Origin of the sequence: Leifsonia poae (assembly GCF_050632865.1) — a bacterium.
Classification (GTDB): Bacteria; Actinomycetota; Actinomycetes; order Actinomycetales; family Microbacteriaceae; genus Leifsonia; species Leifsonia poae_B.
On the sequence record NZ_JBODSA010000003.1, the window covers coordinates 717,454 to 735,551 of the forward strand.

Consider the following 18,098-nt stretch of genomic DNA (forward strand, 5'->3'; position numbering starts at 1 on the left):
CCATGAGCACCCCCATCGGACCGTCGGACGCGTCCAAGACGCCCCGGTACGCCGGTCTCTCGACGTTCGCCCGGCTGCCGCGGATCGAGGACGTGCCGTCCGTCGACCTCGCCGTCGTCGGCATCCCGTTCGACACCGGCGTCAGCTTCCGCCCGGGCGCGCGGTTCGGGCCGGAGCACGTGCGCGCCTCCAGCCGCCTTCTGCGCCCGTACAACCCGGCGCAGGACTTCTCCGCGTGGGAGGCGGTGCAGGTCGCCGACGCCGGCGATATCGCCGTGAACCCGTTCCACATCGACGAGGCCGTGCGACAGATCGCCGAGGCGGCCACCGAACTGGGGACGCGCGCCGACCGCATCCTGACCATCGGCGGCGACCACACCATCGCCTACCCGCTGCTCCAGGCGATCAGCGCGAAGCACGGCCCCGTCGCCGTCCTGCACTTCGACGCGCACCTGGACACCTGGGACACCTACTTCGACGAGCCCATCACCCACGGCACGCCGTTCCGTCGCGCGTCGGAGGAGGGATTCCTGGATCGCACCGCGTCCGTCCACGTGGGCACCCGAGGCCCGCTGTACAGCAAGCAGGACCTGGAGGACGACGAGCGCCTGGGCTTCTCCATCGTCTCCAGCGAGTACATCGAGGAGCACGGCATCCCCGCCGCGCTCGAGCGCATCCGGACGCGGATCGGCGACCGGCCCCTCTACATCTCCATCGACATCGACGTGCTCGACCCGGCGCACGCGCCTGGCACCGGGACCCCGGAGGCGGGCGGCCTGACCAGTCGCGAGCTGCTGCGCATCCTGCGCGGCCTCACCGATCTCGACATCGTCGGCGCAGACGTCGTGGAGGTCGCACCTGCCTACGACCATGCCCAGGTCACCGGCATCGCAGCGTCCCACGTCGCCTACGAGCTGATGACCGCGATGGCCCAGGTGATCGTCCGCGAGCGCGGCCAGGGCAGCGATGACTGACTCCGCCGACCGGCCCGTCGCCGTCTACACCGACGTCGACGACACCGACCCCGCACCCGGCATCGCCCTGCTCGAAGCGCACGGCTTCGAGGTGCGGGTGCTCGGCACCCGCGACCCCGCGGCCATCATCGCGGGCGCGCAGGATGCGGTGGCCCTGCTGCCCGGCTACGCCACGGTCACCCGCGAGGTCATCGAGGCGTTGCCGCGGCTGAGGGTCATCGCGCTCATGTCCATGGGCTTCGACGAGGTGGATGTGGACGCGGCGACCGAGCACGGCGTCTGGGTCACCAACGTTCCGGGAGCGGCGACCGAGGAGGTGGCGACGCACGCGCTCGCGCTGCTGCTCGCGAGCCTGAGGCAGCTGGCGTTCTACACGGAGTCGGCGACCCCCGACCGGTGGAACGAGCGGGCCGTTTCCGCGCCGCCGCGCCTCAGCGAGCTGACCCTCGGGGTCGTCGGCCTCGGCCGGATCGGACGGGCGTTCGCCCAGGTCGCGGGACCGCTGTTCGGTCGGGTGCTCGGCTACGACCCGATGCTTCCGGAAACCCCGGAGACCGCCGCCGAACTCTCGGCCCTCGGCATCGAGCGGACGACGCTCGAGGAGGTCCGGCGCGCCTCGGACGCCCTGTCGCTGCACGTCCCGCTCACTTCGGAGACCGAGCGAATGGTCGACGCCGCGTTCCTGGACGGGATGCCGAAGGGCGCGACCCTGCTCAACGTCTCGCGCGGTGGGCTCATCGACCACGTTGCGCTCGTCGCGGCGCTCGACTCCGGCCACCTGGCGGGAGCCGCGCTCGACGTCCTCGACGAGGAGCCCCGCGCGCCGGGCATCCGCTCGTCGGCCGATCCGACGTCGTGCTCACACCGCACATCGCCTACTTCTCGCGGCGCACCGAGATCGAGTACGTCCGCATCCAGGCGCAGAACGCGGTGACCGTGCTGGAGACGGGTGCGCCGGACTCGCCTGTGAACCGACTGCCCTGACGAGCGTCGCGGTTCAGCGCAGCGGCGTCCATCCCGGGGCAGCGGCCCGTCGAGTCCCGCGCGCTCCGCGTCGGCGGCCGCCGACCAGCCCTGTGCGGCGCCCTCGGCGTCGAACCCGCCCCGCGCGAACCGCACGCCGACGTCCGGGTGCTGCGTGCGCGGAGGGCCGCCGCGACGGACGGATGCCCGGACGCTCCAGGCGTCGTCGGCGAAGCCCCCGCCGCGGAACACCCGGTAGTCGCTATAGCGTCCGGGATCGAGGAGGTCCCAGCACCACTCCCAGACATTGCCGAGCGTGTCGAACAGCCCGTTCAGGTTGGGCAGGCGCAGACCGACGTCGGCCGGCGCGGTCAGCCCGTCGGCGCTCGTCCAGGCGACCTCCGGCAGTGGGCCGTAGTGGGGGCCGGTGGAGCCGGCGCGGCAGGCGAACTCCCACTCGGCCTCGGTCGGCAGACGGTAGCCGTCCGCGTCCACGTGCCAGGTGACGTCCTCACCGTCGAAGGTGTACGCGGGATCGAATCCTTCCCACTCCGACGCGGCGTTGCAGAGCCGGATCGCGCGCTGCCAGCTGATGCCGGTCGCCGGGCGTCGAGGGTGCGCCGACGGCTCGCCGATCAGCTCGGCGACCTCCGCCTCCGTGACGGCGAAGACTCCGAGTTCGAACGGCTCCAGCTCGACGGTCCAGCGCCGCCTGAGCCGGGCGTCGTGCAGCTGCACGGAGCCCGCCGGGATGCGCGCCAGTTCGATGTCCACGCATCCAGCCTGTCACGTCGGCGCGCGCCTAACGGGGAGCCTGCGCCGGCCGATAGAGCGGTTCGTGGAGACCCTGTTCATCGCCCTGCGCGTGCTCGTCGTGCTGGGCGTGATGGTGGCGCTGCTGTGGTTCGTGCAGCGTCGCGTCACCAAGGGGCGCACCTCCGCGCGGAGGCGCCGCGGCAACGCGGTGACCGTCGTCGGCCGGCAGGGTGTAGGTCCGAAGGCGTCGGTGGTCGTCGTGGATGTGGACGGCAACCGCTTCGTGCTCGGCGTGACAGAACGCCAGGTCTCCGTTCTCCACACCTCCGACCGTCCGCAGGATGCGGACGTCACCCCGCTCGTCCGCGTGCCCGAGGCGGCGACCGAGGCTCAGGCCGAGGTCCGCACCGGAACGGACGACGCCCCAGCGCTCAGCGCGAGCACCACCAGCACCACCACGACCACCAGGCAGGATGCCGACTTCCTCACGGCGCAGGGACGCGCCTCGCTCTTCGACGAGGCACTCAAAGGCTCGATCCTGTCCCCGGCCACCTGGCGGCAGGCGAGTTCGGCGGTGCGGCCCAAGAAGTGACGGCGGGAACGGGGAGGCTTCCCCGTCTGGCCGTCGCGGGCGCGCTCGTGGCCGTGGTCGCCGTCGCGATCGTGCTGCTCGGCGCGAACGCCGCCCACGCCGTCCCGACGCCCGTCCCGACCCCGTCCGGTCCGGCGGGTCCCGGCGGCACCGGCGGGATCACCGTCGACATCAACGGCCCGAACGGCACGCCGAACGCCGCCATCCTCACCCTCGTCGGCATCACCGTCCTGTCGGTGGCGCCCGCGCTGCTGCTGATGATGTCGTCGTTCACCAAGATCTTCGTGGTGCTCGCGATCACGCGGAACGCGCTCGCGCTGCCGTCCATCCCGCCGAACCAGGTCCTGGCCGGTCTCGCCCTGTTCCTGAGCCTGTTCATCATGAGCCCGGTGCTCGTGGACATCAACAACTCGGCCGTGCAGCCCTACCTGGCCGGCCACATCGACTTCACCGGCGCCGTGCAGGCCGCCGAGGGGCCGCTACGGCACTTCATGGCGTCGCACACCCGCGAGGAGGACATCGCGCTCATGACGCGCGCAGCCGGGCGGCCGAACCCGAGCACCATGAACAGCGTCCCGATGCTTACGCTGATCCCGGCGTTCATGATCTCGGAGCTGCGGGCGGCGTTCATCATCGGCTTCGTCATCTTCGTGCCGTTCCTCGTCATCGACATGGTCGTGTCCGCGGCGCTGATGTCGATGGGCATGATGATGCTCCCGCCGGTGATGATCTCGCTTCCGTTCAAAATCCTGCTGTTCGTGCTGGTCGACGGCTGGGGGCTCATCATCCAGAGCCTGATCACGAGCTACGGAGGCAGCGGATGAACCCGGCCGCCGTCCTCGACATCGCCATGCAGGGCCTCATGGTCACCGCGAAGCTGGCCGCGCCGATCGTCATCACGGCGCTGGTCGTCGGCTTCGCGATCTCGCTCGTGCAGTCGATCACCCAGATCCAGGAGGTCACGCTCTCGTTCGTGCCGAAGGCCGCGGCGGTCGCGGTGGCGCTGATCATCTGCGGCCAGTGGATGATCTCCGAGCTGGTCTCGTTCACGCACGTGCTGTTCGACAAGATCCCGCTGCTGCTGGGCGGTGGCTGATGAACATCCCGATCGACATCGCGGCCATCGAAGCCGTGGCGCTCGCATCGCTGCGCATGGTCGCCTTCCTCGTGATCGCGCCGCCCTTCTCGTACAACGGGTTCCCGGCGCAGGTGAAGGGGATGCTCGCGATCGGGCTGGCGATCGCGGTCGCGCCGCGCGTCGGCGCCGGCTACCACTCGGGTGACACGGGCGCGTTCCTGCTCGACCTGGTGCGCGAGCTCGCGGTGGGGGCGACGCTCGGGTTCCTCGTCTTCCTCGTCTTCGCGGCCATCCAGTCGGCGGGCAGCTTCATCGACCTGTTCGGCGGCTTTCAGCTCGCTCAGGCGTTCGACCCACAGGCGATGATCAACGGCGCGCAGTTCACCCGGATGTTCCAGCTCACGGCTCTCGCGCTCCTGTTCGCGTCGGGTGGCTACCAGCTCATCATCGGCGGCCTGGTGCGGTCGTTCGACGCCATCCCGCTCGCGACCGGGCTCAGCATGGCCGACCCCGCGAAGGAGATGGTGAACGGGGTCACGCAGATGTTCCTCGCGGCCCTGCAGATCGCCGGGCCGCTGATCGTGGTGCTGTTCCTGGCGGATGTCGGGCTCGGCCTCCTGACGCGCGTCGCCCCCGCGCTCAACGCGTTCTCGCTCGGCTTCCCGCTCAAGATCATGCTGACCGTCGTCCTCTCGGCGATCGTCTTCGTCGCGCTGCCTGGCGTGGTCTCGGGTCTCACCGACACGGCCGTCAAGACGATGCTGGGGGTGGGCCGATGAGCGACGCGCAGGAACGCACCGAGAAGGCGACCGACAAGCGGATGAAGGAAGCCCGCTCCAAGGGCCGCCTCTCGAAGTCGATGGACCTCACCGCCTGGGTCGGCGTCGGCGCCGCAGCGGTCATGCTCCCCTTCACCCTGCAGCAGGGGACGACCGCGGCGATCGATCAGCTGTTCTCCGTGCGCTCGGTGATCGAGAGCCCCGACCCGGCGAAGGCGGTCGCGGCACTCGGCGACGGCTTCGGCAGCATCATGGCGACCATCGGGCCGCTGCTCGCGGTGGGCGCACTCGCCGTGGTCGGCGCGGCAGCGGTGCAGGGCGGCATCCATTTCAAGAAGCTCGAGGCCAAGTACGAGCAGTTCAACCTCGTCCAGGGTCTCGGCCGGGTGTTCGGGATGCGCGCGCTCTGGGAGGGCGCGAAGACCCTGCTCAAGTCCGCGGTGGTCGCGGTCGGACTGTACCTCGTCGTGCAGGGGCTGATGCCGGTGCTGCTGACCTCCGGTTCGATGCCGCTCGCGTCGCTGCTCTCCGCCGCGTCCGGAGGCACGGCGGGGCTGCTGCAGGCGGCGGTCGGCGCCGGCCTCGTGCTCGCGGGCCTCGACGTGCTCGTCGTGATGCGCCGCAACCGCAAGCACACGCGCATGAGCAAACAGGAAGTCCGCGACGAGAACAAGAACACCGAGGGCGACCCGCTGGTGCGCTCGCAGCGGCGTTCGCGCCAGCTCGCGATGAGTCGCAACCGCATGATCGCGGCGATCGGAGGGTCGGATGTGGTGCTCGTCAACCCCACGCACATCGCAGTCGCCGTGAAGTACGAGCCGGGCAAGTCGGCTCCGCGCGTCGTGGCCAAGGGCGCGGGCGCGATCGCGCTGCGCATCCGTGAGAAGGCGGAGGAGGAGCGCGTGCCGATCGTGAAGGACATCCCGCTCGCGCGGGCGCTGCACGCCGGATGCGAGGTCGGGGACGAGATCCCCGTCGAGCTCTACAACTCCGTGGCGCGGGTGCTCGCCTTCGTCATGTCGCTCAAGAAGCGCGGCTCGTCCGCCGGAATCCACACCATGCGTCCCCAGCTGGGAGGGCTGTCGTGAAGCAGAACAAGGGTCTCGCCGCCAAGGTCGCGGTGCCGATCGGCGTCGTCGGCATCGTGATGCTGCTGGTCGTGCCGGTGCCGGCGTGGCTGCTCGACCTCCTCATCATCGTCAACATCATGCTGGCGCTGGTCGTCCTGCTCACCACGATGTTCGTCAAGAAGCCGCTCGACTTCTCCGTCTTCCCGTCGCTGCTGCTCGTCGCGACGCTGTTCCGGCTCGGGCTCAACGTCGCGTCCACGCGGCTGGTGCTGGGCGACGGGTTCGCCGGACAGGTCATCCAGGCGTTCGGGCACGTCGCCGTGGGCGGGTCGATCATCATCGGCGCGGTGGTGTTCCTCATCCTGGTCGTCATCCAGTTCATCGTCGTCACCAAGGGAGCAGAGCGTGTGGCCGAGGTCGGCGCGCGGTTCACCCTCGACGCCATGCCGGGCAAGCAGATGGCGATCGACGCCGACCTGAACGCGGGCCTCATCACCGAGGAGCAGGCCCGCAGCCGCCGCGCCGAGGTGTCGGCGGAGGCCGACTTCTACGGCGCGATGGACGGCGCCTCGAAGTTCGTCAAGGGCGACGCAATCGCCGGCATCCTGATCATCGTCATCAACGTGGTCGGCGGCATCGCGATCGGCATGATCCAGCGCGGCATGGACCTCATGGACGCGGTCAGCCACTACACGCTGCTGACCATCGGCGACGGGCTGGTGTCGCAGATCCCGGCGCTGCTGATGGCGGTCTCGACCGGCATGATCGTGACGCGTTCGAACGCCGAGTCGGAGATGGGCACGACCGCCAGCAACCAGCTGAGCCAGTCACGCAACGCGCTGATGATCGCGGGATGCGCCGCGATCGTGCTCGCGCTCATCCCCGGCATGCCGCCGATCCCGTTCGTGCTCGTCGGGGCGTTCCTCATCCTCGCCTCGCAGCGGATCAAGACCGCGCAGGCCGCTCAGAAGAAGGCGGAGGCCGCGAAGAACGCGGTGGCCAGCGCGACCAAGAACGAGACGACCGAAGACCTGATCGAGCAGATGCGCGTCCACGCCCTCGAAATCACTCTGGCGCCGGATCTGGTCGACATCGTGAGCGGTGCGTCCGACGACCTGCTCGCCCGCGTGCGTGCGCTGCGGCGGAAGATCGCGCTGGAGCTCGGGATCATCGTCCCGCCGGTGCGCACCCGCGACAGCGCCGAGCTGCCGCCGGCGACCTACGTCATCAAGATCGCGGGGGTGGAGGCGGGACGCGGCCAGGCGCCGTCGGGCCGCGTGCTCGCGCTGGGCGACGCGCTCGACAACCTGCCGGGCACGCCGACGGTGGAGCCGGTGTTCGGGCTGCCGGCCAAGTGGATCCCGTCCGAGATGCGGCACAGCGCCGAGCTGGGTGGCGCGACGGTGATCGACCGTGTCTCGGTGCTCATCACCCACCTGTCGTCGATCATCACCTCGAACGCCGGCCGCCTGCTCACCCGCGAGGACGTCCGCCTGCTCACCGAGGGCGTCAAGCAGGTGAACCCGCCCGCGGTGGAGGAGCTGATCCCGAACCTGCTCTCGCTCGCCGAGGTGCAGCGCGTGCTGCAGGGGCTGCTCGCGGAGCAGGTGCCGATCAACGACCTGCCGCGCATCCTGGAGGCCCTGACCCTGCGGGCGAAGCTGTCGAACGACCCGGAGGGGCTGGTGGAGGCGGCGCGCTCGGCGCTCGGCCCGGCGGTGGTCGCGCCGCACATCGACGGGGGACGCTGCGCGTCATCATGATCGACCCCGGCCTGGAGCAGTCGATGCTGGAAGGCCTGCGGCCGTCGGAGAGCGGCACGCAGATCGTGCTCGACCCCGTGCGGTTGGAGGCCGTGCTCGCCTCCATCCGGGACACGGCCGGGCGGCTCGACGACGCCGGTGTCACGGCGGTGCTGGTGTGCGCGCCGGCGCTGCGACCGGCGATCCGGCGGCTGGTCGCCGGGCAGATCGCGGGACTCGCGGTGCTGTCGTACCAGGAGGTGACGGCCGTCCAGGCGGCGATCGAGACCGTGGGGGTGGTCCGCGGTGCGGAGTCGATCGCGGCCTGAGTGGCTGGGCGGCGGCGCTTCGGAGGAGGAGGTGCTGCCGGCGGTGTCGACGTCGTCGCTGGCGTTCCAGGCGGTGCTGGACGACCTCGTGCGCGCGGTGGACGCGCCCGAGTTGGCCGCGGCCGTGCCGTCCGTGCCATCCTCCGTGGCAGTCCCGTCCATCCCGTCGGTCCCCTCCATCCCGCCCACCCCGGCGAGCGGTGAGCCGTCGCTCGAACCCGGGCCGAGTGGTGACCAGCTGTCACCGTTCGACGAGGTGCTTCCCGAGCCGGCCCGCCCGGTGGGACCGCCGCCCGCGCGCCTCCGCGGCCGCGGGGACCTCACCCTGGTGGTCGGCGTGGGCGGCGACGTGCACGAGGCTGCCCGCATCCTCGCCGCATCGGCCGACGCGAACGCCGAGGTGCAGGTCGTGGCCGACCGGCGCGACGCCCTCGCCGCCCGCGCGGACGGCGTCCGCCGCGAGATCCCGATCGTCGCCGCCTTCCCGCTCCCGAGCCCCGCGGCCGTGCCCGAGGTCGCGGCCGATCTCGCCGCCACCGCCCCCGATCAGGTCTGGGTCGTGGTGGACGTCTCCCGCAAGCACGACGACACGGCGCTGTGGGTGGGGGCCGTGGATGCGGTGCTTGCGGTGGACGCGGTCGTCGCCACCGGCGCCTCCCTCACCGTCTCGCCCGACTCGGTCCACGCGCTCGGTCTGCCCGTCCTCTGGCTGGAGGCACCGCCCGGCGGATAGGCTGGGACGATGCTGGTACTGACGCGCAAGGCGGGGAGCGGGTGCTCATCGGCGACGACATCGTCGTGACGATCCTCGATGCGCGCGGGGACGGCGTCCGCATCGGCATCGACGCGCCTCGCGGCATCCGCATCCAGCGCGACGAGGTCGTGAAGGCGGTCACCGAGGCCAACCAGGAGGCGACCGAGCGCGCCGCCGGAACCGACGACGCCGAAGCGCTCATCAAGAAGTCGCTCGGGCTCTGAGCGGGGCGTGGCCTGCGCGCGCCGCGGTCCGTCGGAAGCCGTGCACCGTGAGGTAGATGCCGAGGAACAGCTCCCATACGACCTCCGGCAGCGTGAGCAGGGCCGACCACGGTGACACCTGGCTGTAGGCGCCGAGCAGCACCGCCACGCCCGACAGCGACACCAGCGGACCTGCGACCATCCCGAGCACCGCCCAGCCACGCGGCACGAGACCGGACCGGTAAAGCGCGCAACCGAGGATCAGCCCGTTGCCCAGCCCGACCACGAAGCCGGGGCCGAGCAGGAACGTCCACCCGTGCAACGCCACGAGTGCGGCCGCGACCGGCCCGGCGCCGGCGACGCCGTCCTGCTGCAGCGTGACGACGGTGAGCAGGCTGAGGATGCCGACGGCGATCAGCGTCGACTCCATCAGGCGGGCCACGACGTACGCGAGCGCCAGCGACGGGGTCGTGCGTCGCAGCACCGGGTAGAGGACGAGCGCGGTGCCGAGGTTCGCGATGATGAGCGCGATCTCGAGCAGCGCCCCCGCGAGCACCGATCCCGAACCGGCATGGCGGGCCACGAAGTCCGGGTCGCCGAGCACGGGCCCGTAGAGCAGCGCCCCGGGGATGGACGTGGCGAACGTCAGGAGGAACAGCACGCCGGTGGCGAGGGAGCGGCGACGGTCGTCGTCCATGATCGGGTCCTTTCGGGTGTACGGCGTACACCTGCTGAGTCTGACGATAGGTGTACGCTGTACACCATGTCAAGCCCCTCGTCGGTCCCGCGTCAGACGCTGACCGTCGAGCGCGTCGTCCGGACCGCCGTCGACCTCGCCGACGCAGAGGGGCTGGACGGGCTCACCATGCGCACGCTCGCCCAGCGGCTCGGCGTGGTCCCGATGGCGCTGTACAAGCACGTGGCGAACAAGGAGGAGCTGATCGACGGCATGGTCGACAGCGTCTGGACCGAGGTGGAGGCGCCCGATCCGGAACTCCCGTGGCGGGAGGCGATGCGCCGCCGCTCGGTGTCGCTGCGCGCTGCGATGCTGCGCCACCGCTGGGCCGTCGGCCTGATGGAGGCGCGGATGCGTCCCGGCTTCGCCAACCTGCGGCAGCACGACGCGATGATGGGCTGCCTGCGCCGGGCCGGCTTCTCGTTCCGCACGACCGTGCACGTCACGTCGATGCTCGACGCCTACGTCTACGGCTTCGCCCTGCAGGAGAAGACACTGCCGTTCGCGACGGCGGAGGAGTCGGGGGAGGCTGCCGCCGAGAAGCTGGAGGCAACGCCTCCGGAGCTCGCGGCGATGTTCCCGCACCTTCTGGAGGTCGTCTCCGAGCTGGGCCGCGCCGGCTACGACTACGACGAGGAGTTCGAGACCGGGCTCGACCTCATCCTCGACGGGGTCGAGCGGCTGCGGCCGGAGTGGGTGGTCGCGTCATAAATCGCTGAACCTCGCGTCCGAATAGGTAAGGGCATCTACACCCGAGCCCTATTCGACCGTGAGGAAGAGTGTGATGAAGAGTCCTGTCACCCGCAGGCGGTTCATGCGCGTCTTGAGCGCAGCCGGTGCGCCGGACACCGCGCCCGGCTTCGGCGGGCGCGCGCGCGCTGGCGCGGCCTCATGGTTTTCACTGCCGTGCTGGCCCTCGGGGCACTCATCGGCACGCTGATCCTCCCCCAGTACTTCTCCGACGCCGGCAGCAACACGGTTGTGACCATTTATAAGACGGGTACGAACACCGCGAACGGGTCCTTCGCGGCCTCTTCGGACGCTCCGGGTGGTGCGAAGACGGGTACGGCGAAGCCTGGCGACACCATCAAGTGGGTCGTCAACTACATGAACAACACGCACGCGCCGGCGTCCGTCAACCTTAAAGACGTCATCACCGGCGGTCAGACGTACGTTCCGAATTCGCTGCAGCTACCGCCGCTCAACAACCCGGTCGGCAGCATCTCCGCGCAGTACACGACCAACGGCGGCGGTTCGTGGGCTACGGGCACGCCACCCTCGAACGCGAATGGTGTGGGTTACACGGGCACTTCGATCGCTACAGCTAGGCAGCAGCTCTCAACCCCGTTCACTGTTTCGGGCGGAAGCTCCACCCTCAACTCCACCGGCGGAGACGCGTACAACGCGGTCACGCGCAATGGTCTGATCTACGAGGTTTACCACCATCGCACCGGTGGCGTGGTCTACTGCACCCAGCAGAACGGTACCGCATGCCCGGGCTGGCCGAACGCCAACGCCCAGTACTGGTCGGAAACAGTTGGTGCCGCGATCGGCACCGGCACATCGTTCGCCGGCTACACCGCGTGGCAGAACGGCACGTGGATAAACGGCAGCAGGATGTACTGGTTCGCCAACCGGACCGACGGATCCCAGGCGGGAGTCGCCTGTCTTGATCTCGCCCCCACCACGCCGACCAGCTGCGGCTTCTACTCGATCGCGACGAACATACCGAATCCCACGAGTGGGGGCTCGATCGGTTCTACCGGTATCCCGGCCTCTGACGGGAACATCTACGCTGTCATGCGGACAGGATCCCAGGCGGTTCTCTACTGCGTCAGGCCGGCCGGCAACTCCGTCTGCGGCTCGTACACACTTGCGAGCGGCGTGACGACGACGAGTGCGTTCACGGTGCACAATTTCGGCGGATACGTCTTCGCCAGCTATCGGACCACCGACACCAGTTCCTGGCTGACCAGCTGTCGGACCACAGGCCTCGGGGCCTGCTCAGGGACGTGGCCCGTGACGGGCGCGCCTTCCGGAGACGGCGCGCCGCCCGTACTGGGTCCTCGCCTTTCGACGAGCGGTGCGCTCACACAGGTTTGTAGCGTCCGGAATACCACCACTGCGTACTCGTACCCCTGCTGGAACCTCGACGGATCGGTCAGCTCGACCAAATACACGACTTTCGCCTACTACAACACCTCCCCCGGATCTGCGGGCGACGTGTGGACGAGCGGCACCAGGATCTATTCCAACTACCAGGGATCCATCTACTGCTTCGACTACGCGTCCGTCGCTGCGGATACGACTCCCTTCGCCTGCAGCGGGTTCACCGGTTTGGGAGTGGCGAACACTCGCAACTACACCGTTCGCCCGGCGAATGACATCGCCCCCAACTGCCTGATCGCTACCGGCGATGGCGGGCAGATCACAATCTTCAACGCCATCTCGGGCGGAGCCTGCCTGACGAGTTCGAACACGCAGACTCTCGACATGAGCCCCTCTGGTTACTACTGCGGCTCCGGCATGTCGGCCTTCCGCGCGTGGGGCACGATGTCGCTCCCCGGGCTCGTCAGCGGGACGTACGTCAACTCCACGGTGACCCTGCGGGATCAGAACAACAACATCATCACGGCCGGCGGGGTGACCTACAACAACTACACGCTGGCGGCGGGTGGCTCGATCAATCTCTCGCAGGTTCCCACTTCCGTGACGTGGATTCGGGCGACCGTGAGGATCAACGGCGTCAACAATCCGACCGGTGTGCAGAACGCCCAGATCGCAGTCTCGTGGGAAGGTGACCCACCCGAGATGTGCTTCCAGACCACTGTGCCGTCGTACGGCTGCGACGTGACAAGCACGACCGTCTCGAACAGCGCGAATGCCGTCACGTCCTCCACCGCAGGAAGCGACTCGCCGGGCGGCAACTCGACAGGGCTGGCGACCTTCAACGTGCAGCCGAACGCCCCCGCGTGCACCTTGGACTTAACTCAAGACAGCGAGCACGACCGGGTTGTCGAGCACGCCGAAAGTGGGGGAGCGGGTCACCTACACATTCAAGATCACGAACACGAGCAATGTGACGATGACGAACGTCACGTTGAATGATCCGCTACCGCTGACCGGCCACGTCTATTCCTGGCCGGGCGCGGCCGGCACATTGGCGCCCGGGCAGTCCGTGACGATCACGGCGTATCACGCCTTGACGCTGGCGGAACTGGACTCGGCTCATGTGGCGAATACAGCGACGGCGACGGGCAAGACGCCGTCCGGCTCCACCACGACATCCCCGTCGAGGTCGACGGATACCACGCTCTACCGATGGGGCGAGCTGGCGCTGGTGAAGACGGCGAGCACGACCGCGTTGTCGAGCACGCCGAAGGTGGGCGAACGGGTGAACTACACGTTCGTGATCACGAACACCGGAAACGTAACGATGACGAATGTGACGTTGACGGATCCGCTGCCGTTGGCAGGGCACGTGTATTCGTGGCCGGGTGCGGCGGGCACCCTGACGCCGGGTCAATCTGTGACGATCACCGCGTATCATCTGCTGACGTTGGCGGAGCTGGACTCGGCTCACGTGGCGAACACGGCAACCGCGGCCGGCACGACCCCATGGGGGTCGAGACCCACGAAGTCGGCGTCGACGGACACCACGCTCTACCGGTGGGGCGAGCTGGCGCTGGTGAAGACGGCGAGCACGACCGCGTTGTCGAGCACACCGAAGGTGGGGGAACGGGTCAATTACACGTTCGTGATCACGAACACGGGAAACGTGACGATTACGAATGTGACGTTGACGGATCCGTTGCCGTTGGCCGGGCATGTGTATTCGTGGCCGGGTGCGTCGGGCACCCTGACGCCGGGTCAGTCTGTGACGATAACCGCGTATCACTTGCTGACCCAGGCGGAGCTGGACTCTGCTCACGTGGCGAACACGGCGACCGCGGCCGGCACGACCCCGTGGGGGTCGCGACCCTCGAAGTCGTCGTCGACGGATACCACGCTTTACCGATGGGGTGAGCTGTCACTGGTGAAGACGGCGAGCACGACCGCTTTGTCGAACCCGTCGAAGGTGGGCGAACGGGTGAACTACACGTTCGTGATCACGAACACGGGAAACGTAACGCTGACGAACGTGACGTTGACGGATCCGTTGCCGTTGGCCGGGCATGTGTATTCGTGGCCGGGCACGGCCGGCACGTTGGCACCGGGTCAGATTGTGACAGTCACCGCGTATCACACGCTGACACAGGCGGAGCTGGACTCGGCTCACGTGGCGAACACGGCGAAGGCGGAAGGCACGAGCCCGTGGGGGTCGAAACCCTCGAAGACGTCGTCGACGGATACGAGCCTGAAGCGGACCCCGGCGTTGACGTTGACGAAGACGGCGAGCACGACGGCTTTGTCGAACCCGCCGAAGGTAGGGGACAAGGTCAACTACACGTTCACGATCACAAACACGGGAAACGTGACGATGACGAACGTGGCCTTGAGTGATCCGATGTCGTTGGCCGGGCATGTGTATTCGTGGCCCGGTACGGCCGGGACGTTGGCGCCGGGTCAGGTGGTGACGATCACGGCCTATCACCTGCTGACGCAGGCCGACATCGACGCCGGCCACGTCGCGAACACGGCCACCGCGACCGGTAAGGACCCGTCCGGGTCCACGTCGACATCCCCGCCGAAGTCCACGGATACGACGGTGACGCGGACCCCGGCGCTGACGCTGACGAAGACGGCAAGCACTACCGCTTTGTCCAACCCGCCGAAGGTGGGTGACAAGGTCAACTACACGTTCACGATCACCAACTCCGGGAACGTGACCATGACGAACGTCGCGTTGAGTGATCCGATGACGCTGGCCGGGCACGTGTATTCGTGGCCCGGTACCGCCGGGACTCTGACACCGGGTCAGGTGGTGACGATCACGGCCTATCACCTGCTGACGCAAGCGGACATCGATTCTGGTCATGTGGCGAATACGGCGACCGCGACGGGTAAGGACCCGTCCGGGTCCACGTCGACGTCTCCGCCGAAGTCGACGGATACGACGGTGACGCGGAGCCCGGCGCTGACGCTGACGAAGACGGCCAGCTCGACGGCTTTGTCGAACCCGCCGAAGGTGGGGGACAAGGTCAACTACACGTTCACGATCACAAACACGGGAAACGTGACGATGACCAACGTCGCCCTGAATGATCCGATGACGTTGGCGGGGCAGGTGTATTCGTGGCCCGGTACGGCCGGGACTCTGGCCCCAGGTCAGGTCGTGACGATCACCGCCTACCACCTGTTGACGCAAGCGGACATCGACGCCGGCCACGTCGCGAACACCGCCACCGCGACGGGCAAGGACCCATCCGGTTCCACGTCGACGTCTCCGCCCAAGTCGACGGATACGACGGTGACGCGGAGCCCGGCGCTGACGCTGACGAAGACGGCCAGCTCGACGGCTTTGTCGAACCCGCCGAAGGTGGGGGACAAGGTCAACTACACGTTCACGATCACGAACTCCGGAAACGTGACGATGACGAATGTTGCCCTGAATGATCCGATGTCGTTGGCCGGGCACGTGTATTCGTGGCCCGGTGCGGCCGGGACGTTGGCACCAGGTCAGGTGGTGACGATCACGGCCTATCACCTGCTGACGCAAGCGGACATCGATTCCGGTCATGTGGCGAATACGGCGACCGCGACGGGTAAGAACCCGTCCGGTTCCACGACGACATCTCCGCCCAAGTCGACGGATACGACGGTGACGCGAACCCCCGCGCTGACGCTGACGAAGACGGCCAGCACTACCGCTTTGTCCAACCCGCCGAAGGTAGGGGACAAGGTCAACTACACGTTCACGATCACGAACTCCGGGAACGTGACCATGACGAACGTCGCGTTGAGTGAGCCGATGACGTTGGCCGGGCATGTGTATTCGTGGCCCGGCACGGCCGGGACGCTGGCGCCGGGTCAGGTGGTGACGATCACCGCCTACCACCTGCTGACGCAGGCGGACATCGATTCTGGTCATGTGGCGAACACGGCGACCGCGACGGGTAAGGACCCGTCCGGGTCCACGTCGACATCCCCGCCGAAATCCACGGATAACCCCCTGACCCGAACGCCGGGCCTGACGATGACCAAGACGGTGAACTCGAGCCTCGTCTCGACGCCCGCGAAGGTGGGCGACAAGCTCACCTACACGATCACCGTGACGAACACCGGAAACGTCACCGTGACCTCGGTGCGTATCGTCGACCCCCTCCCGGGCCTCGTGCAGGAATCCGTCACATGGCCCGGCGTCGCGGGCACGCTCCTGCCCGGTCAGGTCGTCACGGCCGTCTACGCATACCGCCTCACCCAGGCGGACATCAACGCGGGCCACGTGGCCAACACGGCGACGTCGTCGGGCACGACTCCCACAGGCGGAACCGTCGATGGCCCACCGAAGTCCACGGACACGCCGCTGACGCAGGCCCCCGGGCTGAGCGTGGTGAAGACTGCGAACGCCTCCCGTGTCTCCAACCCGTCCCAGGTGGGAGAGACGATCACGTACACGATCACGGCGACCAACACCGGAAACGTCACGCTGACGGAAGTCGTGATCGACGACCCGCTGCCGGGGCTCTCCGCGCTGGTCTACACGTGGCCGGGAGCGGTGGGCACCCTTCAGCCGGGTCAAGTGGTGACCGCGACGGCGACCTATGTCCTGACCCAGGACGACATCGACGCAGCACACGTTTCGAACACCGCGACCGCGACCGGGAAGACCCCGACCGGGTCCACGACCACGCCACCCTCGTCGACGGATACGCCGTTGTCGCCCCTCTCGGCCATCGCCATCGAGAAGCGTGCGGATCTGACGGCCCTCCACACGCCGGCAGCGCCGGGTGATGTCGTGACCTACACGTTCGTCGCGACGAACACGGGGACCTCGACGCTCACCGACGTGACCATCGACGATCCGCTGCCGGGGCTCTCCGCTCTGACGATCATCTGGCCGGGGCCCGAGGGCACCCTGCTTCCGACCCAGCAGCTCACCGCCACCGCGACCTACCTGCTCACACAGGCGGACATCGACGCGGGTCACGTTTCAAACGCGGCCACGGTCACCGGAACGCCTCCGACAGGAGACCCCGTCACCGACACGTCGACAGTCGATTCGCCCGTCGAGACGGTCGCGAGAATCACGCTGGTGAAGAGCGCGGACGCCTCGCAAGTGCAGACGCCGACGAAACCGGGTGACGTGATCACCTTCACCCTCGTCGGAACGAACACCGGCACGACCACGTTGCTGCAGGTCACCATCGCCGACCCGCTGCCGGGTCTCTCGGTGCTGACCTACACCTGGCCGGGCTCTGCGGGCACCCTCCTGCCGGGGCAGTCGGTCACAGCGACGGCGACGTACCAGGTGACCAAGGAGGACCTTCGGGACGGTCACGTGTCCAACGCCGCCACGATCACCGGAACGCCGCCGACCGGAGACGGCGTGACGGACGAGTCGACCGTCGACGTGCCGCTGACTCCGGAGGACGCCGTCCAGCTCTCCGAGGTCACCTGGCGCAAGATCGACGCGACCCCCGCGAAGAACCTGCTCGCGGGTGCCGAGTGGACCTTCACGGCGGTGGACGAGTCGGGTAGTGCGACCGGGGCCGCCGTCGTGGTCACGGACTGCTCCGAGTCGATCGGCACGCCCTGCGCCGGACCCGACATGGACCCGGTGGGCGGGCTGTTCCACCTCACCGGAGTCGAACCCGGGACCTATCACCTCGTGGAGACGCGCGCGCCGGTCGGATTCGTATTGACCTCGACCCCGATCGTCGTGACCGTCGGCGCCATCACCAGCACCGTGGTCGTGCCCGACGTCGTGAACGAGCAACAGCCCGCTCCGGTGATCCCCTTCACGGGCGGATTGGGGACGGACTCGCTGACGATCACCGGTCTGGCGCTGCTCGGTATCGTGCTCGTCCTGGCCGCCTGGCACAGCCTGCGACGCCGACGCCGGCTGGCGTGAGCCTCGCGCGGTCGTGGCTCACAGGGCCTTCACGGGCTTCTCGACGTCACGATCGCGCGTGGCCACTCGTCCTCCAGAGTGGACCCGTTCGAAACAAGCTCCTGCGAA

Annotated in this window: 13 protein-coding genes and 2 pseudogenes; 13 read left to right on the forward strand and 2 right to left on the reverse strand. The window is 68.4% G+C overall.

From position 1 onward, the window contains the following. The first annotated feature begins 2 nt into the window (after positions 1-2). Complete coding sequence (gene speB / locus ACRAWB_RS13720; RefSeq protein ID WP_431353816.1) at positions 3-974, forward strand: agmatinase; 972 nt, start codon at positions 3-5, stop codon at positions 972-974. Continuing rightward, the gene (locus ACRAWB_RS13725) at positions 967-1,908 is read left to right on the forward strand and encodes an NAD(P)-dependent oxidoreductase (protein ID WP_431353817.1); all 942 of its coding nucleotides are present in this window, start codon (positions 967-969) and stop codon (positions 1,906-1,908) included. The genes speB and ACRAWB_RS13725 overlap by 8 nt, the downstream gene beginning before the upstream one ends. 63 nt (positions 1,909-1,971) lie before the next feature. On the opposite strand, the pseudogene ACRAWB_RS13730 reads toward ACRAWB_RS13725, so the two are convergent. Next, a pseudogene (locus ACRAWB_RS13730) lies at positions 1,972-2,711 on the reverse strand (formylglycine-generating enzyme family protein). 64 nt (positions 2,712-2,775) lie between these two features. Here ACRAWB_RS13730 and fliO point away from each other — a divergent pair. The 8 genes and pseudogenes from fliO to ACRAWB_RS13770 all read left to right on the forward strand — a co-directional run bounded on the left by fliO (position 2,776) and on the right by ACRAWB_RS13770 (position 9,261). After that, positions 2,776-3,285, forward strand: coding sequence for a flagellar biosynthetic protein FliO (gene fliO, locus ACRAWB_RS13735; RefSeq protein ID WP_431353818.1), 510 nt, complete (start codon positions 2,776-2,778; stop codon positions 3,283-3,285). Continuing rightward, positions 3,282-4,109 carry a flagellar type III secretion system pore protein FliP gene (fliP, locus tag ACRAWB_RS13740; RefSeq protein WP_431353819.1) on the forward strand — a complete coding sequence of 276 codons (828 nt, stop codon included), beginning with the start codon at positions 3,282-3,284 and terminating at the stop codon, positions 4,107-4,109. Before fliO ends, fliP begins: the two co-directional genes overlap by 4 nt. Beyond that, positions 4,106-4,381 (forward strand): flagellar biosynthetic protein FliQ, encoded by a 276-nt coding sequence (locus ACRAWB_RS13745; protein WP_363806324.1) that lies wholly within the window; start codon positions 4,106-4,108, stop codon positions 4,379-4,381. Before fliP ends, ACRAWB_RS13745 begins: the two co-directional genes overlap by 4 nt. Continuing rightward, the gene (locus ACRAWB_RS13750) at positions 4,381-5,142 is read left to right on the forward strand and encodes a flagellar biosynthetic protein FliR (RefSeq protein WP_431353820.1); all 762 of its coding nucleotides are present in this window, start codon (positions 4,381-4,383) and stop codon (positions 5,140-5,142) included. The genes ACRAWB_RS13745 and ACRAWB_RS13750 overlap by 1 nt, the downstream gene beginning before the upstream one ends. Continuing rightward, positions 5,139-6,230 (forward strand): EscU/YscU/HrcU family type III secretion system export apparatus switch protein, encoded by a 1,092-nt coding sequence (locus ACRAWB_RS13755; RefSeq protein WP_431353821.1) that lies wholly within the window; start codon positions 5,139-5,141, stop codon positions 6,228-6,230. The genes ACRAWB_RS13750 and ACRAWB_RS13755 overlap by 4 nt, the downstream gene beginning before the upstream one ends. A 59-nt stretch (positions 6,231-6,289) precedes the next feature. Then, positions 6,290-8,283, forward strand: a pseudogene (locus tag ACRAWB_RS13760) (flagellar biosynthesis protein FlhA). Positions 8,284-8,314: 31 nt separating this feature from the next. Further along, positions 8,315-9,016 carry a hypothetical protein gene (locus ACRAWB_RS13765; RefSeq protein WP_431353822.1) on the forward strand — a complete coding sequence of 234 codons (702 nt, stop codon included), beginning with the start codon at positions 8,315-8,317 and terminating at the stop codon, positions 9,014-9,016. Between the two features lie 41 nt (positions 9,017-9,057). Then, a complete protein-coding gene (locus ACRAWB_RS13770; RefSeq protein ID WP_431353823.1) occupies positions 9,058-9,261 on the forward strand; it encodes a carbon storage regulator in 204 nt (67 codons plus the stop codon). On the opposite strand, the gene ACRAWB_RS13775 is transcribed toward ACRAWB_RS13770, so the two are convergent. Then, on the reverse strand, positions 9,239-9,937 hold the full coding sequence (locus ACRAWB_RS13775) for a DUF4386 domain-containing protein (RefSeq protein WP_431353824.1): 699 nt from the start codon (positions 9,935-9,937) through the stop codon (positions 9,239-9,241). The genes ACRAWB_RS13770 and ACRAWB_RS13775 overlap by 23 nt on opposite strands. 66 nt (positions 9,938-10,003) lie before the next feature. Between ACRAWB_RS13775 and ACRAWB_RS13780 the strand changes: the two genes are divergently transcribed. From ACRAWB_RS13780 to ACRAWB_RS13790, 3 genes are all read left to right on the forward strand, one after another. Further along, positions 10,004-10,687, forward strand: coding sequence for a TetR/AcrR family transcriptional regulator (locus ACRAWB_RS13780; RefSeq protein ID WP_431353825.1), 684 nt, complete (start codon positions 10,004-10,006; stop codon positions 10,685-10,687). Between the two features lie 180 nt (positions 10,688-10,867). Next, positions 10,868-13,084, forward strand: a complete 2,217-nt coding sequence (locus ACRAWB_RS13785) for a hypothetical protein (RefSeq protein WP_431353826.1) — start codon at positions 10,868-10,870, stop codon at positions 13,082-13,084. Continuing rightward, entirely contained in the window at positions 13,008-17,990 is a 4,983-nt protein-coding gene (locus tag ACRAWB_RS13790) for a DUF7507 domain-containing protein (protein ID WP_431354520.1), read from the forward strand. Before ACRAWB_RS13785 ends, ACRAWB_RS13790 begins: the two co-directional genes overlap by 77 nt. The last annotated feature ends 108 nt before the right edge of the window (positions 17,991-18,098 follow it).

Bases quoted from the DNA above. Each gene is read 5' to 3' on its own strand.
- ACRAWB_RS13750 (WP_431353820.1), top strand. From the start codon at position 4,381: ATGAACATCCCGATCGACATCGCGGCCATCGAAGCCGTGGCGCTCGCA.
- ACRAWB_RS13755 (WP_431353821.1), top strand. From the start codon at position 5,139: ATGAGCGACGCGCAGGAACGCACCGAGAAGGCGACCGACAAGCGGATG.
- ACRAWB_RS13785 (WP_431353826.1), top strand. From the start codon at position 10,868: ATGGTTTTCACTGCCGTGCTGGCCCTCGGGGCACTCATCGGCACGCTG.
- speB (WP_431353816.1), top strand. From the start codon at position 3: ATGAGCACCCCCATCGGACCGTCGGACGCGTCCAAGACGCCCCGGTAC.
- ACRAWB_RS13745 (WP_363806324.1), top strand. From the start codon at position 4,106: ATGAACCCGGCCGCCGTCCTCGACATCGCCATGCAGGGCCTCATGGTC.
- ACRAWB_RS13725 (WP_431353817.1), top strand. From the start codon at position 967: ATGACTGACTCCGCCGACCGGCCCGTCGCCGTCTACACCGACGTCGAC.
- ACRAWB_RS13775 (WP_431353824.1), bottom strand. From the start codon at position 9,937: ATGGACGACGACCGTCGCCGCTCCCTCGCCACCGGCGTGCTGTTCCTC.
- ACRAWB_RS13780 (WP_431353825.1), top strand. From the start codon at position 10,004: ATGTCAAGCCCCTCGTCGGTCCCGCGTCAGACGCTGACCGTCGAGCGC.